The following is a 23,734-nucleotide window of genomic DNA, read 5'->3' as shown; positions in this document are numbered from 1 at the left end:
TGCAGAGGCCTCCCAATGAAAAGACGTTGACCGCCGACCGCGGCGGGTGCATAATAGTGAATCAAAACAATTGCACCGACTGACAGATCGGGGCCACACCTATCGATAGCAGGGAGAGCGCGCACGATGAGGCTACGAACTCTTTTTCAGACATTTCTTCACATGAGAATTCGGACAAAGCTTTCTATTTTGATCACGTTGATTATCGCCGTTTCGCTGTCCTTTACGATTGCGCTCCAGCAATATGCGTTCTCGATCTATGACGGACAAATTTATGACAAATCGTCCCGCGTCTTGAATTTGTCCTCCAAGGCGATTGAAACGGAGCTAAAGCGCATTCAGCAATTGTCTTTCCGACTGATGAGCGAAGATCAAGTACAGAATTGGCTTAACGCGCTCAAGGCAAATCCATCCGATTACGACAAGCATTTGCTTAGTCAATTGTTGACCGACAAGTTGATTTCTTACGCGGGTGAAGAGCCGCATCTCTACTCGATCCAACTGATTGATGCCTTTGGCAGCGAGTACGCCGGCGGCAATATGATCAGCCAAGACCCGAATAAACGCAAGAGCATTCTTGACAAGGCGGCGGAGGGAACGGGCGAAAGCAGATGGATGTTTCCGGACGCCGTGGACGCTGCGCTCATTTTGACGCGAGAAATTCGGTCTTTCCACAGCTCGAACTTTGATCTTTCTTATCTGGGGACACTGGAAATCCGTATCAATATCGAGAAAATTATTCAGGACCTCGCTCCTGCGGAGGGCGATCTGATCATCGCGTCGGGCAACAGCATCATTTTCCCGCGTGCCCAGCCTTTCTCCCTTAGCGAGATTGAAGCTGCGTTTACCGACGGAAAAGGATACACCAATAAGGAAATAAACGGCGAAGAATATTTTATTACCCGCATTCAATCGGCGAACAGCGGATGGACGTACATTAACGTCACGCCGTTCAAGCAAATTTTTGATCGCATTCTGTTTATAAAAGAATTAGTCGTTTTTGTGTTTATCGGCATTTTCATCGTCGTATTTGCGATTGGCATCCGCTTCTCTTACAGTCTCACGAAGCCGATCGAAGAGCTGATGGCCCGCATGAAGCTGGCGGAAAAAGGGAACTTCGAGGAAGCGAATCTGCTTGCGTCCGGCGGGCAGGTCAGCATGAATGAAATCGGACTGCTGCAGCGCAGCTTCCGTTTTATGATTGAGCGCATCAACACGCTGATTCAGGAGAACTACACTAATCGCCTGTTGATCAAAGAAACGGAATTCAAGGCGCTGCAATCGCAGATTAATCCACATTTTCTGTATAACACGCTGGAATCGATCAACTGGATGGCGAAAGTGAACAAGCAGTCGGAAATTTCCGCTATGGTGGAAGCGCTTGCTCATCTGCTCCGCAATTCTATTGATCTGAAAGAACCGATTATTCCGCTGCGCGAAGAGCTGGACATCGTCCAAAGCTACGTGACGATTCAGAAAATGCGTTTCGAGGACCGCTTGCAGTTTGAGCTGGAGGTGCCCGAGGCAATGCTCGCTTGCCCGATTCCCAAATTGACGCTGCAGCCGCTGATGGAAAATGCAATTCATTATGCGTTGGAGACGATTATCGATCCTTGCCGGATTACGATTCGCGGCTGGAGGACGGAAGGGAATGTGTTCCTCTCGGTGGAGGATACGGGGCCGGGGATGCCGCCGGGCATTCTGGATAGGCTGCGCAACGGCGAGATTCGCACCAAAGGCAAAGGAATCGGTCTGCTCAATATCGATGACCGCATCAAGCTCGCTTTTGGCGATATGTACGGCATACAGATAGACGACAATAGAACGGAAGGCGCAATCATCGTTTTGCGACTGCCTGGTGAAGGGGAGGCAATTTCATGATTAAAGTGATGCTGGTAGACGACGAGCGCATTATTTTGGACGGCATTTCACGGTTGGTCGATTGGGCAGCGCTGGGGACGGAATTGGTCGGAACGGCACGCAACGGCGTGGAAGCTTACGAGAAGATCCAGGAGTTGGCGCCGCACATTGTGATCAGCGACATTCGCATGCCGGGGATGGACGGGCTGGAACTGGTTGCCCGCGTGAGCGGGTCGCATCCGCATATTCGTTTTGTGCTGCTGTCGGGCTTCGGGGAGTTCGATTACGCAAGCAAGGCGATGCAGTACGGCGTCCGTCATTACTTGCTGAAACCGACGAATGAAGCCAAGATTGAGGAAGCGCTCCGCGAGATTATGGAGGAGCTGGCGCAGACGGCGAAGGAAGAATCGTTTGTGCAAAATATGAAAGCGGAGTTGGCCAAAGTCATGCCGCATGTGAAGGAGCAGTTCCTCAAAGAATTCGTGACGAACAAAACGTATGGCGAGCAGGACTGGGAATATTTTCGCAGCCTGTTCCGGTTGGACCCGGATTACCGCATTCGGCTGCTGCTGTTTCAACTCGAGGGCAAATACGAGTATGAGCATTTATTCGCGATTCGAAACATTGCCCAGGAAATGCTCGACAATCCGCTGCTCGGCACAACGATCGGCAATCACGTGCTGATTGTGCTGGAAGATACAGGGCAGCCCGAGGAACTGCAGGAGCGCATCTATGCGACACGGGACATTTTTCAAAAATATTACAAAATGGACGCCACGATCTCGTTAAGTGAGCCCGGGCATATTACGAAAGCGAGAACGCTGTATAAAGAAGCGCTGCAGTTGCTGAACTATCGCTTTTATTTGGGCGAAGGCAGCTTGATTACCCGCAAGGACACGGATCTGTCACTGGTTGGCGGGCAGGTGAAGGAGCTTGTGTTCGACGAGGAACGGCTCAATATGAGCGTTAAATCCGGGAATCGCGAGCAGGCGGAGGAAGCTTTAGCCGATCTGATCTGCTCTCTGAAGGAGGCGCAGCTCACGATCGAGGTGTCCAAGTCGTACGTCATTCAGCAATACGTGTCGCTGGTGCGGCAGTGTGCGCCGGATGAGATGAACCACTACGTGGCCAAAATTCCGCTTATCGTCGAAATGAACTCGCTGCAGGCAATCCAGTCATTCCTCGAAACGGTCGTCCATGCGATGGTTGAAAAGTCTTATGCGCAAAATAAAGTCAAAATCAGCGCGATTGTCCGCAAAGTCATCGATATTATTCACGATCAACTGGGCAATTCCGAGCTCTCCCTGAACTGGGTGGCAGGCGAGATGCTGTACATGAACGCCGATTACCTGGGGAAATTATTTAAAAAAGAAACAGGCGAGAAGTTTTCCAATTACGTTATGAAAGCGCGAATCGACAAGGCAACGGAACTCATCATGCAAGAAGACGACATCAAAATATTCGAGCTGGCGGAGCGGCTCGGCTTCGGGGATAATCCGCAGTACTTTAGTCAAGTATTTAAAAAATATCGCGGTTCAACCCCGTCCGAATTCATGAAATCTTCAGATACCTCTGGAAATTAAACAATCACGTCTGTATTTTGGATTCTCCTTTTGTCCTTTCCCCGCGATAATAAGGATAAGCAAGACAACAGCAGATGATCACCATTAAGGGGAGGATACACAGATGAAAAAAGCGATGTTCACTGTTCTATCGGCTGCACTACTGTTAGCGGGATGTTCTTCAGGAGGAAATAAAGACACGGGTTCCACGACTGCGCCAAGCGCGTCCGCGGCAGCTACGGCTGCAGCGTCCAATAAACCGGTAACCCTGCGAGTCGCATGGTGGGGCGGACAAGCACGTCACGATTACACCTTGAAATTGATCGAGCTGTACCAACAAAAAAATCCGAATGTGAAAATCGAATCCGAGTATGCGGCGTTTGACGACTACTGGAAAAAGCTCGCTCCGCAAGCTGCGGCGAACGGACTGCCTGACGTGTTCCAGATGGATATTTCTTATTTGACACAATACGGCTCTAAAGGTCAACTGGAAGATTTGACACCGTTTACAACAAGCGGCGTACTGAATGTGAAAGATATTTCCGAGAACAGTCTGTCCGGTGGTAAAGTAGACGGCAAACTCGTTGCGATGAACGCAGGCTCCAATGCTTTGGCGGCAACGGTTGACCCGCAAATGTTGAAAGATGCTGGCATTACGCCTAAGCAAGATTGGACATTTGCAGATTGGGATGCGATTGGCGCGACGCTGAAATCCAAAGGCAAGATGCTGACAGGCAGTCTTCGAGATGATGTATACTTCCCATTCTATCTGAGAGGCGTCGGTCAGAAGTTCTACGCAGCGGACGGCACACAACTGGGTTACTCTGATGACAAGCCGTTTATCGACTACTACACGATGTACAAAAAATGGTATGATGCGGGCTATTTGCTGCCGCTGGACAAAGCGGCTCAGAAGAAAGGCACCCCGGAAGACGACGATACGGTGCTCGGCGCTGCAATGTCCACCAACGGTTGGTCCAACCAGTTCATTGCATTAAATGCTGCAGCTAAACGTTCGCTTGACCTTCTTCCAGTTCCTAACTGGAGCCAAAACAAAGCGTTGTTCCTGAAACCAAGTATGTTCTGGTCTGTGTCCAAGAACTCCAAAAACAAAGAAGAAGCAGCAAAATTCGTGAACTTCTTGATCAACGACATCGACGCCAACAAAATCATCATGGGCGAGCGCGGCGTACCGGTCTCCTCCAAAGTCAAAGAAGCTTTGATGCCGCTGCTCACTCCTGAACAAAAGAAAGTATTTGAGTACGTGGCATGGGCTGAGAAAAACGCTTCCCCAATGGATCCTCCGAGCCCAATCGGTTCCGTGGAAGTAGAGAAATTGCTCAAAGATACGGTTGAGCAAATTCTGTACAAAAAGCTGACGGTTGAAGAAGCAGCGGCTAAATTCCGCAAAGATGCGAATGCTATTTTGGCTAAAAACAAAAAATAAGTGAAGTTGGAGCCCTCGCGACATTTCGTTGCGGGGGCTTTTTCATGCGAAAAAACCGCGCTGCAGTGGCGTTTCAGACCTCTGTTATTTATACAAACACAACGGTTTTTTTCCTTCTGGCCGCTAGGCAACTCTTTTATAATAAAAACATAGAGAAGAGAGGAAGCGCAGCTTCGTCCTTCAGACATTCCATTGTAAGGGGTTGAGCACCAATGAACAAGCTGCGTTATAACGACAACCTGGTGGGGTACGTATTTGCTTCCCCTTTCATTCTGGGTTTTCTGATTTTTACGCTGTATCCCATTATTTCATCGCTCTTCTATTCGTTTACGGACTACAACCTGTTTGATGCTCCGAATTTTATCGGCTTTGACAACTATCACAAAATGTTTACCGGGGACGATAAGTACTGGAAATCCGTTAGTGTCACGTTCACCTATGTATTTGCCAGCGTGCCGCTCAGACTTGCTTTCGCGCTGATGGTTGCGATGCTGCTGAATAAAGCTGTTTCCGGCATTGGCGTCTATCGCTCCTCGTTTTACCTGCCTTCCCTCATCGGGGGGAGCGTAGCGGTTTCCATCATGTGGACGCAAGTGTTCGGCGACAAAGGCTTGCTGAACTCCGCGCTCGCAGTCATCGGGATTCACACCGATACGTCCTGGATCGGCAACCCGTCGACGGCGCTTTGGACGCTCATCGCGTTGTCTGTTTGGCAGTTCGGTTCTTCGATGCTTATTTTCCTGGCGGGTCTGAAAAACATTCCAGCTTCGTACTATGAAGCCGCAAGCGTTGACGGCGCAGGTAAGGTTCGCCAGTTCTTCAAAATTACGCTTCCACTGCTCAGCCCAATTATCCTGTTCAACTTGATCATGCAAACGATCTCCGCGTTCATGACTTTTACGCCAGCGTACATCATTTCTCGCGGCGAGGGCGGACCGCTGGATAATACATTGCTCTACTCACTTTACCTGTACCGCAGAGCGTTCCAATTCTACGAAATGGGTTATGCTTCCGCGATGGCGTGGGTGATGCTCATTATGGTCGGCGTGATCGCACTGGTTATTTTCCAAACGTCGAAATACTGGGTTTACTACGAAAATAAAGGAGAGAAATAACATGGCCTACTCCAATAACTACAAACGCTTTGGTTATCATCTCCTTTTAATCGTGCTATCGATTGTGATGATGTATCCGATTATTTGGCTCCTTGTCAGCTCGCTCAAGCCGAATAATGAGATCTTTTCAACGGCGTACAGCTTGATTCCAAGCCGGATTGCGTGGGAGAATTTTCAAACGGGCTGGAGAGGCTTCGCTGGCAATTCGTTCGGCAAATTCTTTCTGAACTCCTTCTACATTGTGATCCTGTCCACGATCGGTGCCGTCACCAGTTCGGCTCTCGTCGCTTATGCGTTCGGGCGCATCCCGTTTTTCGGAAGCAAATTCTGGTTTGGCTGCATGATGCTCACGATGATGCTGCCGCATGATGTCACGATTATTCCGCAATACGTCCTGTTCACCAAGTTGGGCTGGGTAGGTTCATTTCTACCGATTATCGTGCCACAGTTTTTCTCGATTCCGTTCTTTATCTTCCTCATTATGCAGTTTATTCGGACGATCCCGATTGAACTGGATGAAGCGGCGAAGATGGACGGCTGCAGCAAGTACAGCATTTTTTTCCGGATCCTGGTTCCGCTGATCGTACCGGCGCTCATTACTTCAACGATTTTCTCCTTCTACTGGAGATGGGAAGACTTTATTAACCCGCTGCTTTACTTGAATAAACCGAGTCTGTACCCTGTATCGCTGGCGTTGAAATTGTTCCTCGACGGCGAGTCCGTGAACAACTGGGGCGGCATGTTCGCCATGGCATCTGCATCGCTTGTTCCGATCGTTGTCGTGTTCTTCATTTTCCAACGGTATATCGTGGAAGGTATCAGCACAAGCGGCTTGAAAGGATAAGGTAACATGGAGGAGGAAAACGAAGATATGCCAAAGTTAGTATTTGATGAAAACAATTTGCGCGCGGTGATCGACCGTGTTGTTGAACGCACGTTTCAAATGGATTTCAGCTGGGACTGGCCGGGCGGCGTTGCGTTCTACGGTGTGTGTGAGGCGTACGCTGCTACAGGCAACATGGAATATTTAACGAAGCTGCAAGCGTGGGTGGATGAAAACATTGAGGACGGCTTGCCGAAATTGTCCGTCAATGCGGTGTCCATCGGGCATGCGTTGATTACGCTCTATGAAGTGACGAAGGACGAGAAGTACCTGAGCATCGTGAAGGAGATGGCTGAGTTTCTGACTCATGAAGCAGAGCGCTTCGGAGATGGCATTCTCCAGCATACCGTCAATTCCGAATCTTACAACTTCCCGGAGCAGGCATGGGTAGACACGATGTTTATGGCTGGCTACTTCCTGCTCCGTGTCGGCAAACTGACAGGCAATGATGCGTATTTCGCAGACGGCTTAAGGCAATACCACGGTCATGAAAATGTGCTGCAAAATCCGGTGACCAATCTATACTATCATGGTTGGGATAACATCAAAGGACACAACATGTCCTCGATCTACTGGGCTCGCGGCAACTCGTGGGCAGCGCTCACGATGGCGAGAGCGCTTGTGCTCATCCCGGTGACGCACCCGTCCTTTATGATCATCGACGGATCGCTCCGCGATCAACTGAGCACACTCGTCCGCTTGCAGGACGAGTCCGGCCTGTGGCACACGGTGCTGGACGATCCATCCGCTCCGCTGGAAACGTCAGGCTCCGCCGGTATCGCCGCGGCGCTGCTCACCAGAGGACGCCTGTACAACAAGTACACGCAAAAAGCGATCGACGGTATCCTGGCGAAGATCACGCCGGAAGGTTTTGTGACCGGCGTATCGGCCGGCACAGCGGTCATGGACGACGCCGCCGGCTACAAAGGCGTGCCGGACAAGCGCATCCAGGGCTGGGGCCAAGGGCTGGCGCTCACGTTCTTGGCAGAAGTGCTGAACTCGCGGAAAAACCTGTTCGGCAACGGTTGTTAAATAGAAGCTCCACTCGGATTTCGGCTGAGTGGGGCTTCTTTTTTGTTTGGCGAGTCGAGGGGAGAAGTGGTGCACAGCGGCATGGTTGGCTGCGGAGGTACTTGCCGAAGTGATCAGGAAATTTCAGGATCTTTCCTGCAAAAAGGCAGGCTTTTTCCACGAAAATGGCGTTTATCGCCAAATGCCTGCAAAAAGACAGTTTTTTCGGCCAAACTGGCTCAACAACGGGGGGCTCATCCGAAATGCCTGCGCTTTTGCAGGAATTTCAGCGAAACAGGGAGGGAAAGGGGATAATTCCTGCTTTTTTGCAGGCTTGATGCTTCGTCCGAAGATTTTGGCGATTCCGTATCAATATCTTCAACAGCTGCAGGTGTATATTTGATCTTATTCTTTTGCGGCATTAATCTTCCTCCGCATTCTCTCCATGACTTGATCATGGTCAAGTAATTCGGCACCTTCAGCAATCTGTTTTTCTGCGACTAGAAGTTTAGATTGCAGTTTGACGCGAGCCTCCATTCGTCGGTACGCCTCATAACTCATAACTCATAACGACCAAATCAGCTTCCCCGTTTCGAGTTAGAACCACTGGCTCATCAAGCTCATGGAAAAATTTTGAAAAGCCATTGTAATCCTGGCGTATTGTTGTAGAGGGTCTAATATGCATACTGTACAACCCCTTTCTAAATGACATTATTCTAACCATATTATATCATTATGACTAACAGAAGTGACTACTTCCCGTCTGACTTCCTATCGTAGATATCCCCGGATCGATGCACGAACCCCCACTCCACAATAATCACGTTAATCAACAGCCCCAGCCAGATATTCACGTTTAAAATCTCCGCAACCATGCGCTCTCTTCCGCCTTCCGGCAAGTGGAAGCCGTGGAAGATCAGGTAGAACAAGATACACAACGGTACGACTAGCCGTGCGGTGATCGCGACGAGCGTTATCGCGTAGCTGCGCACCATCCAACGGCGATGCTGTACGAGATTGCCCCGCACCGCGTAGCGGTAGCCTTGCCAGGTTGTCCACAGCCACAGCAGGCTGAGTGCCAGAAAGGCGAGCGCCTTGGTATAGGTTTCGGCATAAAAGGCGAGTACCAATCCGAGCAATCCGCTGATGAAAATGCTGATGACATAGACACGGCCCAGCACGCGATGCCGCTTCGGGTATTTGGCACGATAGTGCGCACTTAATTGCACTAATCCGCTTAGCAGCGCCAGAAGCGCTGTCGCAATATGAAGCACTAGCAGGGGATAATGCAGGGGGAAGTTCGGCGTGAGCGAAGTCCGGCTGCTGTCGGGATTCAGCGACAAATAAGGAAAGATGGCGACAGCTGCGACGGCGAGGATGATACAGACAGCGGTAAGGGTAAGTTTTCTATTCATAGAGCCTCCGTCAATTTGAGCGTAGAGGAGCAGCAAGCGGCGTGACACTTCGTTCCTCTGTCAGCAATAGCTAACATTGCCATTGTACATGCCGATTCTCAACGGGATCTCAACGATTTCTTAAATCTTTCTAAAATCGCGCAAGCCAGAATAGGCGGCAGGGGCGTAGGACAAATTAGACATGCTAGCCAGATTAGGAGTGTGAAGATATGAAAGCCGTTACTTACCAAGGCATCCGAAATGTAAAAGTCAAGGATATGCCGGACGCCCGAATTGAAAAGCCCGATGATATTGTTATTCGAGTGACAAGCACGACGATCTGCGGTTCTGATTTGCACCTGTTCAATGGAGAAATTCCTAACATGCCGGATAATTTTATTATCGGCCATGAACCGATGGGCATTGTCGAGGAGGTCGGCAAAGACGTAACCAAGGTGAAAAAAGGAGATCGTGTCATTGTCCCCTTCAATGTCGCCTGCGGCCAATGCTGGTACTGTGCGCATCAATTAGAGAGCCAATGCGACAATGCGAACGACTATCTGCATGGCGATACCGGAGGTTATTTAGGCTACTCCGAAACGTACGGCGGTTACGCCGGCGGGCAGGCCGAACTGCTGCGCGTGCCGTATGGCAACTTTGTTCCTTTCAAGGTGCCGGAGGATGCGGAGCTGGAGGATGAGAAGATCCTGTTTTTGTCTGATATTGTACCGACCGCATACTGGAGCATCGATAATGCCGGGGTGAAAGCCGGCGACACGGTGATCATCCTCGGATGTGGGCCAGTCGGTCTACTCGCGCAAAAATTTGCCTGGCTCAAGGGTGCCAAGCGCGTCATCGCCATCGATCATATCGAGTACCGTTTGGAGCATGCGAAGCGGACGAACAAGGTGGAGACGTTCAATTTTAAAAAGCAGGACGATCTCTTGGGGCATCTTGCCGAACTGACCGGCGGCGGGGCGGATGTTGTGATTGACGCGGTGGGGCTGGATTCGGAGAAAACGCTGTTGGAAAAAGTAGAGACGATGCTCAAGCTGCAGGGCGGCGGTCTCGGGGCGTTCCGCATGGCGACGAAGCTCGTGCGCAAAGGCGGCACGATCCAAGTAACCGGGGTGTATGGCATGAATTATAACGCCTTCCCGTTCGGCGATTTATTTGCACGGAATATTACCGTGAAGCTGGGCCAAGCGCCGGTCATCCATTATATGCCGGACTTGTACCGCCAGATCAAGGAAGGCGTCTTCGACCCGACGGACATCATTTCGCACCGCGTTCGCTTGGACGAGGCGGAGCATGCCTATCAGATTTTCAATAAAAAGGAAGACGATGCGCTCAAAATCATTTTGAAGCCGTAGTGCTGCCGGTCAGGCTGGCCTCAAACATATCAATCAGGCACAGGAAGCGTTCCGCCTCCCGGAAAACATGGTCCGCCAGCAGCGGATGAATGATGCTTTTGATCTTGCACGCTTCGATGAGGTCGCGGGCAGTTTTTTTAAAATCCCGCAGCGAAGCGACGGATACCCGGTTCTGGTCGAGGAATTGATCGAGCAGCGGCCCAGTTTGGGATTGCGGGCGCATGCTGCTCAAATCGAGCGCTTGATACAGCAATTGATCGAAATCATGGCTGAAATTGCGCGCTTGCTCCACTAATTGCCGCTCCGAAGGATCAAGCAAATGGCCGATGAATTTGGCGTGGTCCGCCATAATGCGCAGGAAAAACACGTTCTCATCGATGATCGCATCGTGCAGCGGCTCCAGCTTCCCGGCATTCAATTCTTCCAGCCTGTTGCGGAAGTAGTTGGCCTCACGGCTCGTATGGTCGACCAGCAGCGGAAAGTTGTTGGCGCCTGGCAGTTGGCAAGAGATGATGAGACCGAGCACCTTGCGTTTGAAAGCCCATATGTGTACCGCCGCATGGTGGGCTTCGATATTCATTCTGCGGATGGTTTCAGGATCCGTTGCTTGCGTATAGGCTTATGCCCGTGCCTCGATCCCTTCGAATATATGGTAGTACTGATTCGCCTCCTGAATGAGCTGGGTATCCTCGCAGCGAAAACCCAGCTTTAGAAACAGGGAATGCTCTTTCATAATTCGCGACCAGAATCGCACCTCATCCAAAGACCGCGCAACAAATTCAGTTGTCAAGGCAGACACACTCCTCACCCAGATATCGTTCGTAATCAGTATAATAAGTCGGGTGACGATATATGTTAGCAAGCGCGGCCTTAATGCAGAAAAAACAATAAAAGGGTGTCCTTCACAGGACACCCTTCGTCTTATTTCTCAAAGCGAATCACTTTGTATGCATATCGTGCCACTTTCAGCACGCCCGCGGCTACCGCTTCGCCAGTCACCGCGTCGCGCCCGGCTGCGGGCAAGGTCACACGGCCGCCGGCGCCGTCCATGTTGACGACGACCCACACGTCGCCGTCCTCACCCGTGCGCGGCGCGACGATTGTGCCCTTCGTGACGTCCGTGCGGACCGTCACGCCCGCCTCATCGGCATAGTGCACGATGAGGGCTGACAAAAGCTGCTCGCCCGCCGGCATGGCGCCGAGCAGCACGATTTTGCCTTGACCGTGTGTCTTCTCGGTCAAGAACGCCAACCCCGGCGTCAGCCCGCCCTCGACGGTGCCGACCGCCACGGCGCCGTCCTGCGGCGCGAAGACGGCGCTCCACAGCGAGAGCGGCTCCGCTGCGCCGAAGGCGCGGCCGATCGAGCCCGTTCCGTCCATCGGGAACGTGTACACGGTCTCGGCGCCTGCGAGCTGCTCCAGGCGGCCGAGGGCCGCATCCGTGTGCAGCGTATGCTCTTCCGTGCGGCCGCCGGACAGCGGGCCCACGACCCATACGCCGCCGCGTTCGACGAAGGCGATGGCCCGCTCCAGAAATTCCGCGGAAATGTGCGGAAGGAACGGGGTGAGCAGCAGCTTGTAGCCGTCAAGCGATGAGCCTTCCGGGAGCACATCGCGGTGTAGGCCGGTGTGCAGGATACGCTCGTAGAAATCGGTCACCAACGCGCGGTGATTAAGCTTCTGGTGCGGCTCCGTCTTGAGGAACGCCTTCGCGCGATCCGAGTACGTCATCGCCACTTCGGCCTGCCGCGGGCGCGTGGACAGCATGGCAGGCTCGATGGCCGCCCGGGCTTCGGCCACTTCCAGCACGTTCGCGAAGCCGACCGTCGGCTTGCCCCACGTAGAGAGCACGGAGCCGTGCGGCTGCTCGCAACCGGCGCGCTGCTGGCGCCACAGCCAGTAGCAGAACGCTTCTGCGCCAAGCGCGTAGGCGGCGACAGCTTCGGCGCGCAGATAGCCGTTCGGATGCGGCTTGGCGTAGCTTTCCAGCGAAGCGGCATGAGAAGGGCTTGTCTCCATAATCCAGAAGTCGCGGCCTTGTTTGAAATTCCGCCACAGGTCGTTATTTAATAGGTAGTTCGGATAGTTATCCCACGTGGCATACGTATCGAACGAGGCGAAGTCGAGATCGCGGAACAAGCGCTCGTTATCCACATGAAACGCGACAGAGCTATTGTGGGTAATTGGCGCATCGGAATATTTACGGATAATCTTCGCCTGCTCGTCGCAGAACTCGGCGATTTTCTCATAAGAGAACAACTGATACATCGTGCTGAGCGACGAATTGTGCAGGAACGGCGCCGGATTCGGCTGCGGCACCTGGTCAAAGCTGAGGTAGCGCTCACTCCAAATGTCTGCGCCCCACGCTTCATTGAGCTTGTCCACTGTGCCATAGCGCTCTGCCAGCCATTCATGCCAGAGATGCAGACACGTCTGACAGCGGCATTCCGCAACATGGGCCTTGAACTCGTTGTCGATCTGCCAGCCGATGACGCTCGCCAAAGGCCCGATCGCTTTAGCGATCGCTTCGGTGATGATCGCCGCTTTCTCGCGAAACACCGCATTGTTCGTGCAGGCATGCTGCCTGGAGCCGTGACCCATTACTTGCATCTGTTCGTTCACATACATCCGCTCCGGATGGCCGTGCGTGAACCAGATCGGCGGCGTCGGGGTCGGCGTGCACATGACGGTTTCGATACCGCTCGCGCTCAATTGCTGAATCACGTTAACAAAAAAGTCCAAAGAAATAGCGCCTTCCGTCGGCTCCATCGCCGACCAGGCGAATTCGCCGATACGGACAACGTTGATGCCCGCTTGCTTCATCTGTTCAATATCCTGCTCCAGTACGGCTGGTTCCCAAAGTTCAGGATACCAGGCCGCGCCATGGTAAAGCTTGTTTCCCATTGTAGTCACTCACTTTTCTTCAATTTATAAAGGAATTGTCTATATGTTTTCTACTATAGGAGTATTTGCTCCCCGGGACAATAATACTTTTTTGCCGCAGAATGAAGGCGGTTTCAACTCTTTTAGCGAGTTTGCACTTTTTTGAAAAGCTTGTCCGACCTCGATTTGGAAGGGGTTTCAAAAATGTCTGATAGGCGGCAAATTGCTGTCCGTGCATAATAAGGCTATACCCGCTCCCTCAAGAGCGAATGCTATACGAAAATGCTATAAGAAAAGGTGGAGGTGACACGCATGAAAGAGGCAGCGGCTTCTCGTAAAGGGGAATTCATTCAGACGTCACGGGCACAAGGCGCACGCAAATCCGCCATCTGGGGCAGGCTGAGAAAAGACAAATGGCTTTATGTACTTTTGACGCCGGGGCTTCTGTACTTCCTTATCTTCAAATATGTGCCCATGTGGGGGGTGCTGCTGGCCTTTAAGAACTATCAGCCCTTTCTAGGCTTTTGGAAAAGCGATTGGGTCGGCTTCGAGCACTTTCGTGTGTTTTTTGACAATCCCGAATTTTTCATGCTGCTGCGCAATACGCTTTTGCTTTCGTTCTACAATCTGATCTTTTATTTTCCGGCGCCGATCCTTCTCGCGCTGCTGCTCAATGAAATTCGGGTTAGCTTCTATAAAAGAACGATTCAAACGCTCATCTATGTGCCGCATTTTATCTCGCTTGTCATCGTGGCCAGCTTGACGTATGTCTTCCTGACGACCGAAGGCGGGCTGATCAACGAGATGCTTCAAAAGTACATCGGCCATAAAATCGATTTTCTGGCCAGTCCCGACTGGTTCCGCCCGATGATTATTCTGCAGACGATGTGGAAAGAGTGCGGCTTCGGCACGATCATCTTCCTGGCGGCGCTGGCCGGCGTCGATTCTCAGCAGTATGAGGCGGCCATTATGGACGGAGCGAATCGCTTTCGCCAGCTCTGGCACATTACGCTGCCTTCTATTCGCAGCACGATTATCATTTTGCTTATTTTACGCATGGGCGACGTGCTGGATAACGGATTCGAACAAATCTTCCTCATGCGCAATCCGCTGAATCGCGAGGTCGCCGAAGTTTTCGACACTTACGTTTATATGATGGGGATTACACAAGGGGCGTTCAGTTACAGTACGGCAGTCGGGCTATTCAAAGCCGTTGTCGGCGTTATTCTCGTGCTCGGTGCCAACTGGACGGCCAAACGCTTCGGACAATCAGGGATCTATTAATTTCAACAAGGAGAGGAGGCGAGGCACATGGGGAGGCACTATCGAACAATCCCTGGTACGATTTTTGATATCTTGAATTATCTCATCTTGGGTATTATCGGCGTGGTAGCGGTTTTGCCGTTTATCTACGTGGTGGCAGGCTCCTTCGCCTCGGATGCGGAGCTGACGCAGCGGGCGGTGTTTTTAATCCCGGAGACGTTTACCTTAGCCGCGTATAAATTTATTTTTTCGACGGATACGATTATCCATAGTATCGGCGTATCGCTGTACGTGATGATTGTCGGCACGCTCGTCAACTTGTTTTTTACGGTTACGATGGCGTATGCGTTGTCCAAACGTACCCTGATGGGGCGCAATACGGTGCTGAATCTGATTATTTTCTCCATGCTGTTCGGCGGCGGTCTGATTCCGACCTATCTGGTCATTCGTTCGCTTCATATGCTGGACACGTACTGGGCGCTCATGATTCCAGGCGCAATTTCAGCTTTCAATCTGATCATTGTGAAGAACTTTTTCCAGGAACTCCCACCGGAGCTGGAGGAAGCGGCCAAAATGGACGGCTGTACGGAGCTCGGTCTTTTGTGGCGTATCGTACTTCCGCTATCTATGCCGGTGCTCGCGACATTCACCTTATTTTACGCAGTCGGTCATTGGAACAACTTCTTCTCTGCGCTTCTCTACATTAACGATCCTTCGAAATGGCCGCTGCAAGTGCTGCTCAGGCAGATTGTCCTGCTCTCGCAATCCGCAGCGGGCGACATCAATTCGATGGACCCGAACTTCGTTCAGCCGCCGGAGCAGTCGATTAAAATGGCCGTGATCGTGGTCGGCACCATTCCGATTTTGCTGGTCTATCCGTTCCTGCAAAAGCATTTTGCCAAAGGGGTTTTGATCGGTTCCGTGAAAGGCTGACGGTTTCTGATAAAGCGTAGTATATTTTACTGGGGAGGCATGAACATATGAAAAAGAATTCGAAAAAATGGGTAGCCGCAGCAGCCGTAGGCACGGTCGTCCTTACTACCGTAACGGGGTGCGGGAGCGACAAAGAATCATCCGCTTCGCCTGGCGCAGCGGCAACCGGCCAAGCGACGGCGACGGCCGCAGCGCAGAACCTGGCACCGCTTGATCTCAGCATCATGCTGCCGATTTTCAAAACGAACTATCCGAAAGACGACGGCCCTGTCACCACCGAAATCGATAAAAAGACAAATACGAAAATTCATCTGGAATGGGTGCCGAACTCTTCCTACACCGATAAATTCAATATTACGCTGGCTTCCGGCAAGCTGCCATCCATCATCTACGTCGGCGACGTGAAAAATCCGAGCTTTGTCAATGCCGCCAAATCCGGTGCGTTCTGGGAAGTAGGTCCGTACCTCAAGGACTATCCGAACCTGAGCAAAGCGAACCCGGTTATCATGAACAACTCCTCCATCGACGGCAAAAACTATGGGGTATACCGCGGCCGTGCACTCGGCCGGAACGGCATCAACTACCGCAAAGATTGGCTGGATGCGGTCGGCATGCAGCCGCCGAAAACGATCGACGATTTCTACAACATGTTGAAAGCGTTTAAAGAGAAAGATCCGGACAAAAACGGTAAAGACGATACGTATGGTATGGTATTGGTCAAATGGACAGGGCAATGGGCGAGCGGCTTCGACATTATCAAGCTGTGGTTCGGCGCACCGAACAAATGGGGCGTAGTTGACGGCAAGCTGGTGCCGGAACATCAAACAGCCGAGTACATGGAAGCGCTCAAGTTCATGAAGAAACTGTATGACGAGAAACTGATTAACCAGGACTTCGCCGTATTCGACTCCGCCAAATGGAACGATCCGGTCGTTAACAACCAGGCTGGCGTGATCGTAGACGTTACGGATAATGCAGCTCGACTGGATGACAAGATTCATGCTGCGCTCGCCAAAGACGGCAAAGATAATCCCAACATACACTATGTGGATAACTTAATCGGGGTTACGGGCAAAAACGGCATGAAAGCACTGCCGACTTCGGGCTTCGCTGGTATTTTGGCAATTTCCAAGTCCACCGTGAAAACGGAAGCCGAGCTGAAGCGCGTCCTTAAGTTCCTGGATCAAATGAATGAGCCCGATCTGACGACGCTTGCCGGCTACGGTATTGAAGGCAAGCACTACACGAAAGATGGCGACGCCGTTGTGCCAAGCAAAGACACCGCGCTGCTGGAGTCCGAAGTGGAAGGGCTGAACCAAATGCTGCCTTTCATTCCGGAAGATACAGGCCTTAAAGTCAAACAAACGCCATTGCGTCTGCAAACGACGAAAATCCAGAAAGAAGCGGAGCAATATGTTGTGGCAAATCCGGCTGAGCCATTCATTTCCACGGTTTATTCGCAAAAAGGCCAACAACTGGATAACATTATCAACGATGCCCGCATTAAATTCATTGTCGGTCAAACGGATGAAGCCGGCTTGAAAGCCGCCTTCGACACATGGAAAAAATCCGGTGGCGACGACCTGGTGAAAGAAATGAACGACCTGTATGCTGCAGTTAAAAAGTAATCAACGTAGAGCCGCGCCCTGATCGCGGCTCTTTTCCTCATCCGGCGCGGGAAAAGTCGGAAAAGTAGCAGAAATGCTCGGTATATTCACTTCACGCCAGGGATGATCCGGTATACGCTCAAAGGTGAGGGGATGTCTGAATGCTCCGGACACGCCCTAGGGGCTACGCTTGTACAATATTTTCGAATGGTTGGTGAGCGCATGCTGAATGCAGTAAGACAAGGACTTGTCAAACGATTGGGCCGATTGATCGGAGCACAGGGCCGCTTTTATCGCAAAAGCTTAATCACGATTTTTATCGTTTCCGGGATTCCGGGGCTGATCATGGGCGCTACGGTATATTGGATCGCCGGTGGACGTGTGGAAAGCGAGCTGCTGCAGCTGCATAATCGTCAAATCGAGCAGCGCTCCGAACAAGTCGACGATCAATTGGGCAATCTGGAGCTGCTGCTTTCGCATTGGGCGTTTGACACCAAGTTTGATTACAGTTTGGGCAGTCTTGATTTTATTAGAAATTTTGAACGCACGCAGGATATTACGCGCACGCTGATCGCCATGCAAGGCTCCAACGCGATGGTTAAGCGAGCAGAACTGTATGTCGGCGGAACGCAGTCGGTACTGTTCAATCCGGAATTCAACTCGATCGATGCCAAGCTCGCGACAGCCCTGTATGAGCCGCTCATTCGGGATAAAAATACGACCTACTGGACGCAGTGGTCTTTCGACACTGCGCATCCGGAAAATAAGGAATTGGCACTCGTTCACCAGGTACCTGGCGGCAGCTTGAAACCGTTCGGCGTGCTGGTGTTTCGATTTGACAGCCAGAAGGTGGCCAGCCTGCTGAGTATGCTGACACCTTACGATGAAGGGGAAACGTTCCTCATCCAAGGGAACGGCGAATTGTTTGTCTCGTCCAGCGGCAATGCGCTGAATTCACCGTTTGTCCATGCGCTGCGGGAGAAGCTTGCTTCGCTGCACAAGCCGAAAGCTTCGTTTGTTATCGAATGGAAAAATGTGACGTACACGGTATCGTACGGCAGTCTGTCGCGGATTGCCGAAGATTGGACCTACGTCTCCGCTTCCCCGATTTCGAATATTACGTCGCCGGTCGTGTTTATTTCGAAATTGATTATTACGATTTCCCTGATTATTCTGCTTCTTGCCGCAGCGCTGGCCTGGCTGGCATCCCGACGCATTTACTTGCCTGTAAAACGGCTTGTCAATCTGCTCGGCGGCCCTGCGGTGGTCAGTGGTCAAGGCGACGAGTTCTCCTTGATCGAAACGCAATGGCGACATCTGCATAACGAAAGCCTCGAGCTCAATACGAAGCTGATCGAGCAGCTGCCGCATGTGAAGGAAAGCTTCCTGCATCAGCTGATGCTGGGCTACTTGAATTCCTACTCCGAAGAGGATCTGCACCGGCGGATGGAGCAATTCAAATGGGAGGTCAAAGAAAAACAGTTCGTCGTCATTTATGTGCAGCTTATCGGGATTGCCAGCGAGGAAGTGAATTTTCGCAGCGGCGAAGAAGGGCTCGTCACGTTCGCAGCGGTGAATATGATCGGGGAGCTGGCTTCTCAATACTTTGAGCAGAGTGACATTTTGAACTTTCATGATTTGACCGCGGCTGTTTTGCTGGTATTGCCCCAGCAGCAATCGGTTCAGGAGGCTTGTCAGGCGTTTAGCGAAGAGGTGAAGCAATCGATCAACTCGATTCTGAAACTGCGGGTGACGATGGCGATTTCCCGTCCTGCGACGCGCATCGGCGAGATTCCGCTCGCGTTTGAGCGGGCGAAGCAGGCGGTGTCGTACCGCAATTTTGAAAATAGCAATCAAATTATCGATTTGGAAACGGATCTTGCCCAGGGCGAAGATGCAGGCGAGTTTCAATACCCTTTTGCCATTGAAAGAGAATTGATTCAGGCTTTGCGAACCGGAAGGGAGGGCGAAGCGAGTGCGTCGTTGCTTGCTTTCCTCGATGCCTTATCGTGCCATGGCGCCAAAGAGATTGACGTGCAGCAAGGGATGCTGCAGCTGTTAGGCAACGTTCAGCAAGCGATTATGGTGTCGGGCATCAACCCGAGCCGCTTGTTTAAAGGAGCGAACCTGTACGAGCAGCTTTCCCAGATCAGAGAGGGGACGAGAATGGTGAGCTGGTTTCAGCAGAAGGTCGTGACGCCGTTTTTGACAGAGCTATCCGGGCGTTCGGACGCGCATGTGAAGCGCATTATTGAACAGACGATGATCTACTTGCAGCAAAATTACAGAACCGATATATCGCTGGATAATTGCGCGGATCATACGGGCACGTCGCCGTTTTTCCTCAGCAAAGCGTTCAAGCAGGTGACGGGCAAAAACTTTATCGATTATTTGACGGAGCTGCGCATGGATAAGGCGAAGGAGCTGTTGCGCGAATCCGAAATGAAAATTAACGATGTCGCGGATCATGTGGGTTATCAGCATACGTATTTTAATCGCATTTTTAAAAAACTGGAGGGCATGACGCCGTCCCGTTACCGTGAGCTAAGCCGGACGAACTGATTTCGGAAAAGTATAAATGGGGCTAAAAAGTGCAAATGCCGCCAGCGGCGCGCGCAAGAATGTCCCCTTGCCGGTAAAGCGGCGACTCCCTACAATGAGGCTAAACTTTGCAGGGAGATGATGGCTGAATGCGGGGAACAGATGTGCAACTGCGTTGGTTGAATGAAAAGGCGGCACGGCCCGTAGGTCTTACTTGGGGCGTACCTTGGCGCGAAGGGGAAGTCATGCGTGAGGAGACATTTCGTTTGACAGGTGGTCCGGCTGGGATGGAGGACATCCCGGTGCAAAGCTGGCCGACGGCCTTTTGGCCGGACGGCAGTGTAAAATGGTCCGCGCATGCGGCGGTTGTGCCGCAGGGACCGGATGGTTTGACGCTGGCGGCAGGAGGCGCAACGGGCAGCACGGATGGTATTGCCGTGCAAGAATCCGAGGATGCGATTACACTCGATACCGGGGCTATTATGCTCGTCATTGGCAAGCGGGGCAAACAAGTGATCCGCGCGGTGATGCGTAATGGCGTAGACATGTGCAGCGGCGGCGAGCTCGTTTGCCTGCAAGAGGAGGCCAGCGAAGCGTTCGGCGTTCGGATGGTGAGGGAAGCGGCTTATGAAAGCCGCATTGTGCGAGCGGTCGTTGAACAGCGCGGACCGGTGCGGGCGACGGTTAAAGTCGACGGCCGGCTGCGGGCTGTGAGCAGCTCGCGGGAATGGCTTCCTTTTACGCTGCGGCTGTATGTGTATGCAGGTCTGGATACGATTCGTCTGGTGCACACCTTCTTCTATGACGGTAATCCGCATACGGATTTTATTCGCGGGCTGGGGCTACGCTTCACGGTGCCGATGCGCGGGCCGCACTTCAATCGCCACGTCCGTTTTGCCGGGGACGAAGGCATGTTCAGCGAATCGCCGAAGACGCTGCATACACGCCGGACGAAAGGGAAGTATCGCGAGTTGTTTGAGCGGCAGACGCAGGGTGAGGGTGTGGCGTTTGATCCTACGGAAGATGCCTACTTCCTGTCCTTGCTGGATGATTCGGCGACGTGGGACAGCTTCAAACTGGTGCAAGGCTCCTCCGAGCACTATCTGGTGCAAAAGCGCACCAAACCCGGCTGTTCCTGGGTCAAAGCGGCGGAAGGCCGTCGTGCAGGGGGGCTCGGCTATGTTGGCGGCGAAGGCGGGGGACTAGCCGTCGGTCTGCGTAATTTCTGGCAGAAGCATCCTGCAGGCTTCGAGGTGCACGGCACGTCGAGTCCGGAGGCGTCGTTCACGGTGTGGCTGTGGTCGCCGGACGGCGCGCCGATGGACTTGCGGCATTACGATACGGAGACGCACGTGGAGTCTTCCTATGAAGGCGCCGAGGAGCTGCGCGCGACGCCTTACGGCATCGGCAACACCTCCGAGCTGTTGCTGTGGGCGACGGATTGTACGCCGGACAGTGAGGCGCTAAGGCATATGTGCGCGGAGACGGAGTCCCCATCGCTGCTCGTATGCGAGCCGTCCTATTATCATGATGCCGGCGCGTTCGGCATCTGGAGCTTGCCGGATCGCAGCACGCCGGCAAAGGCGCTGCTGGAGGAGCGGCTCGACGGCATCATCGGTTTTTATTTGGCGGAGGTCGAGCAGCGGCGTTGGTACGGCTTCTGGGATTATGGCGATTTCATGCACAGCTACGATCCCGTGCGGCATGTGTGGAACTATGATCTGGGAGGCTGCGCTTGGCAGAATACGGAATTGGCGCCGAACATGTGGTTATGGGTGATGTTCCTGCGCTCGGGGCGCGGCGATATCTTCCGTTTGGCGGAAGCGATGACGCGGCATACGAGTGAAGTGGATGTCTACCACTTCGGCGAATACGCGGGGCTCGGATCCCGCCACAACGTCATGCATTGGGGCTGCGGCTGCAAGGAAGCGCGCATCGGCATGGCGGGGCTTCATCGGTATTTTTACTATTTAACGGCGGATGAGCGAATCGGCGATATAATGGACGAAGTAAAGGATTCCGATTATGCGACGGTCAATCTCGATCCGATGCGCGCCTACTTTCCGAAGGATGAGCATCCGACGCATATTCGGGTGGGTCCGGACTGGGCGGCGTTCTCCTCCAACTGGATGACGCGCTGGGAGCGCTACGAGGATACGCAGTATCGGGATAAAATCCTAACCGGCCTCGCCTGCATCAAAGGGGCGAATTTTCGTTTAATTTCCGGGCCGACGTACGGCTACGATCCGAAGACCGGTGTACTGACGCCGATGGGCGACGATAACTGGGGCCGCCATCTGGCGATTTGCATGGGCGGGCCGCAGGTGTGGTTTGAACTGGCGGGCATGCTGAAGGACCCCGAGTGGGAAGACATGCTTGCCGAATTCGGCGTGTACTACAACCAGCCGCAGGAGAAGAAAGACGAGCTTACGCGCGGTCTGGTTTCGACGAAACGCTTCGAGCATCCGGTGCTGAGTGCGGCGATTACCGCGTATGGTGCCTATTACCTGCAGGATGCGGAGACGGCGCGGCTGTGTTGGGATATTCTTTGGGATAATCCGTTTGCGAAAGTGGACCTGATGAAGGAGGCTGCAGACGTGATGTATGTCGAGCCTTTGCGTGAATTCGATTGGATGAATACGAACGAGGCTGCGCAGTGGTCGCTGAATACGGTAATTGCGCTTGAACTGATCGCGGACAGCTTGCCGAATAGGGCGGAGCTTCAGGAGGAAGTGGTGAAATGAGACAAGAACCGTATTGCTTAGGAGCTATCGATATTTCTGGCGCTGGGCCGCGCTGCAAGGTGCTGCTTGGCGACATCAATGGCGACGGCCGCATGGAAGTCGTGCTCGTGCAGCCGGACGATCGGCAGGATGTGCGGTACATTCCGCACTTTGTCCAGTGCGTGACGGCGTATGATTTGGATGGGCGCCAATTGTGGCAGACCGGCAAGCCGAGTCTTGCGGCGGGGAAACCCGGCTCGGACTATCCGGCGCAAATCGCGGATATGGACGGCGATGGGCAGTTGGAGGTCGTTTGCGTGATGGACGGGCGGTTGGTGGTTTTGAATGGTGCGAATGGTGAAGTCAAAGTGTCGCACGCGCTGCCGCACGAACATGCGCATGACTGCATCATCGTCGCGAAGCTGACGGGGACGGATTATGCGGGCGATTTGATTTTGAAAGACCGCTATCATAAGCTGTGGGCGTTCGACCGCAGTTTCAACCTGCTGTGGACGCATGAAGGTAACCCTGGGCATTACCCCTGGGTGTATGACTATGACGGCGACGGCTACGACGAAGTCATGGCCGGCTACGACATGCTTGACCAGGACGGCACGAAGCTGTGGAGCTGCCGCGATCTGGACGATCACGCCGACTGCATCTGGGTCGGCGACGTGAACGGCGACGGCGAAGCCGAGCTCGTCATCGGGGGCAGCGTGACCGTCATGTACGACTGCCGCGGGAACGAGCTGTGGCGGTACGCCGGCTCGATCGAGTCCCAGCATATCGCGCTGGGACGGTTCTTGCCAGGGCAGCCGGGCTTGCAAGTCGCCGGGCTCGACCGGCTCGTCCGCGAGGACGACGGCAAGGGCCTTAAGGGCAAGGACGCGCTCTTCCTGCTCGATAGCGAGGGGCGCGAGCTATGGAAAGAAGACCGTCAGACCGACGGCTGGCTGACGATTATTGAGCCGCTGCGCGGCTGGGCGGAAGGGGCGCCCGACCTGATCCTCGCCTATCGGCGCGGCGGCGGCGTGCTGCCGACGCTGTATGACGGCGAGGGTCAGCCGGTCGTGAGCTTCCCGCACGAGGGCTACGCCGTGCATGCCGACCTCGTCGGCAGCGGGCTCGAGCAGGTGCTC

General features: G+C 53.0%; 16 protein-coding genes and 1 pseudogene. 14 read left to right on the top strand and 3 right to left on the bottom strand.

The genetic code is table 11. The features are described 5' to 3' along the window. Positions 1 to 126 precede the first annotated feature (126 nt). The 7 genes from EJQ19_RS26460 (at position 127) to EJQ19_RS26430 (ending at position 8,281) form a co-directional block, all read left to right on the top strand. Entirely contained in the window at positions 127 to 1,881 is a 1,755-nt protein-coding gene (locus tag EJQ19_RS26460; protein WP_126144233.1) for a sensor histidine kinase, read from the top strand. After that, a complete protein-coding gene (locus tag EJQ19_RS26455; RefSeq protein WP_126144232.1) occupies positions 1,878 to 3,443 on the top strand; it encodes a response regulator transcription factor in 1,566 nt (521 codons plus the stop codon). Before EJQ19_RS26460 ends, EJQ19_RS26455 begins: the two co-directional genes overlap by 4 nt. Positions 3,444 to 3,546: 103 nt before the next feature. After that, positions 3,547 to 4,869: an ABC transporter substrate-binding protein gene (locus EJQ19_RS26450; protein WP_126144231.1), complete on the top strand. Its 1,323-nt coding sequence runs from the start codon at positions 3,547 to 3,549 to the stop codon at positions 4,867 to 4,869. A 212-nt stretch (positions 4,870 to 5,081) separates the two neighbouring features. Then, a complete protein-coding gene (locus tag EJQ19_RS26445) occupies positions 5,082 to 5,984 on the top strand; it encodes a carbohydrate ABC transporter permease (RefSeq protein ID WP_126144230.1) in 903 nt (300 codons plus the stop codon). Position 5,985: 1 nt separating this feature from the next. Then, entirely contained in the window at positions 5,986 to 6,828 is an 843-nt protein-coding gene (locus tag EJQ19_RS26440) for a carbohydrate ABC transporter permease (protein ID WP_126144229.1), read from the top strand. A 27-nt stretch (positions 6,829 to 6,855) separates the two neighbouring features. Next, the gene (locus EJQ19_RS26435; protein ID WP_126144228.1) at positions 6,856 to 7,899 is read left to right on the top strand and encodes a glycoside hydrolase family 88/105 protein; all 1,044 of its coding nucleotides are present in this window, start codon (positions 6,856 to 6,858) and stop codon (positions 7,897 to 7,899) included. A 109-nt stretch (positions 7,900 to 8,008) separates the two neighbouring features. Beyond that, a complete protein-coding gene (locus EJQ19_RS26430; protein WP_126144227.1) occupies positions 8,009 to 8,281 on the top strand; it encodes a hypothetical protein in 273 nt (90 codons plus the stop codon). A gap of 349 nt (positions 8,282 to 8,630) precedes the next feature. On the opposite strand, the gene EJQ19_RS26420 is transcribed toward EJQ19_RS26430, so the two are convergent. Continuing rightward, positions 8,631 to 9,293: a DUF2306 domain-containing protein gene (locus EJQ19_RS26420; RefSeq protein WP_126144226.1), complete on the bottom strand. Its 663-nt coding sequence runs from the start codon at positions 9,291 to 9,293 to the stop codon at positions 8,631 to 8,633. A 209-nt stretch (positions 9,294 to 9,502) separates the two neighbouring features. On the opposite strand from EJQ19_RS26420, the gene EJQ19_RS26415 reads away from it, so the two are divergent. Then, positions 9,503 to 10,645, top strand: a complete 1,143-nt coding sequence (locus EJQ19_RS26415; RefSeq protein WP_126144225.1) for a zinc-dependent alcohol dehydrogenase — start codon at positions 9,503 to 9,505, stop codon at positions 10,643 to 10,645. Here the strand turns inward: EJQ19_RS26415 and EJQ19_RS26410 are convergent. Together EJQ19_RS26410 and EJQ19_RS26405 are read right to left on the bottom strand one after the other, a co-directional pair. Beyond that, positions 10,629 to 11,435: pseudogene (locus EJQ19_RS26410) on the bottom strand (DUF2935 domain-containing protein). The gene EJQ19_RS26415 and the pseudogene EJQ19_RS26410 overlap by 17 nt on opposite strands. Positions 11,436 to 11,566: 131 nt before the next feature. Beyond that, positions 11,567 to 13,549 (bottom strand): beta-galactosidase, encoded by a 1,983-nt coding sequence (locus tag EJQ19_RS26405; protein WP_126144224.1) that lies wholly within the window; start codon positions 13,547 to 13,549, stop codon positions 11,567 to 11,569. Between the two features lie 291 nt (positions 13,550 to 13,840). Here EJQ19_RS26405 and EJQ19_RS26400 point away from each other — a divergent pair, with 291 nt between their 5' ends. The 6 genes from EJQ19_RS26400 to EJQ19_RS26375 form a co-directional block, all read left to right on the top strand. Beyond that, positions 13,841 to 14,812, top strand: coding sequence for an ABC transporter permease (locus tag EJQ19_RS26400; protein ID WP_126144223.1), 972 nt, complete (start codon positions 13,841 to 13,843; stop codon positions 14,810 to 14,812). Between the two features lie 27 nt (positions 14,813 to 14,839). Continuing rightward, on the top strand, positions 14,840 to 15,724 hold the full coding sequence (locus EJQ19_RS26395) for a carbohydrate ABC transporter permease (protein ID WP_126144222.1): 885 nt from the start codon (positions 14,840 to 14,842) through the stop codon (positions 15,722 to 15,724). Between the two features lie 47 nt (positions 15,725 to 15,771). Continuing rightward, on the top strand, positions 15,772 to 17,352 hold the full coding sequence (locus EJQ19_RS26390) for an extracellular solute-binding protein (protein WP_126144221.1): 1,581 nt from the start codon (positions 15,772 to 15,774) through the stop codon (positions 17,350 to 17,352). Between the two features lie 201 nt (positions 17,353 to 17,553). After that, positions 17,554 to 19,893 carry a helix-turn-helix domain-containing protein gene (locus EJQ19_RS26385; protein WP_126144220.1) on the top strand — a complete coding sequence of 780 codons (2,340 nt, stop codon included), beginning with the start codon at positions 17,554 to 17,556 and terminating at the stop codon, positions 19,891 to 19,893. Between the two features lie 128 nt (positions 19,894 to 20,021). Further along, complete coding sequence (locus EJQ19_RS26380) at positions 20,022 to 22,616, top strand: exo-rhamnogalacturonan lyase family protein (protein WP_126144219.1); 2,595 nt, start codon at positions 20,022 to 20,024, stop codon at positions 22,614 to 22,616. Further along, the coding region (locus EJQ19_RS26375; protein WP_126144218.1) for an FG-GAP-like repeat-containing protein at positions 22,613 to 23,734 on the top strand (1,122 nt) is incomplete at its 3' end. The genes EJQ19_RS26380 and EJQ19_RS26375, both read left to right, overlap by 4 nt.

It is taken from the genome of Paenibacillus whitsoniae (assembly GCF_003955665.1).
Taxonomy (GTDB): domain Bacteria; phylum Bacillota; class Bacilli; order Paenibacillales; family NBRC-103111; genus Paenibacillus_E; species Paenibacillus_E whitsoniae.
The sequence above is the reverse complement of the archived record's forward strand: the minus strand, read 5'-3'. Positions and strand labels throughout refer to the sequence as shown.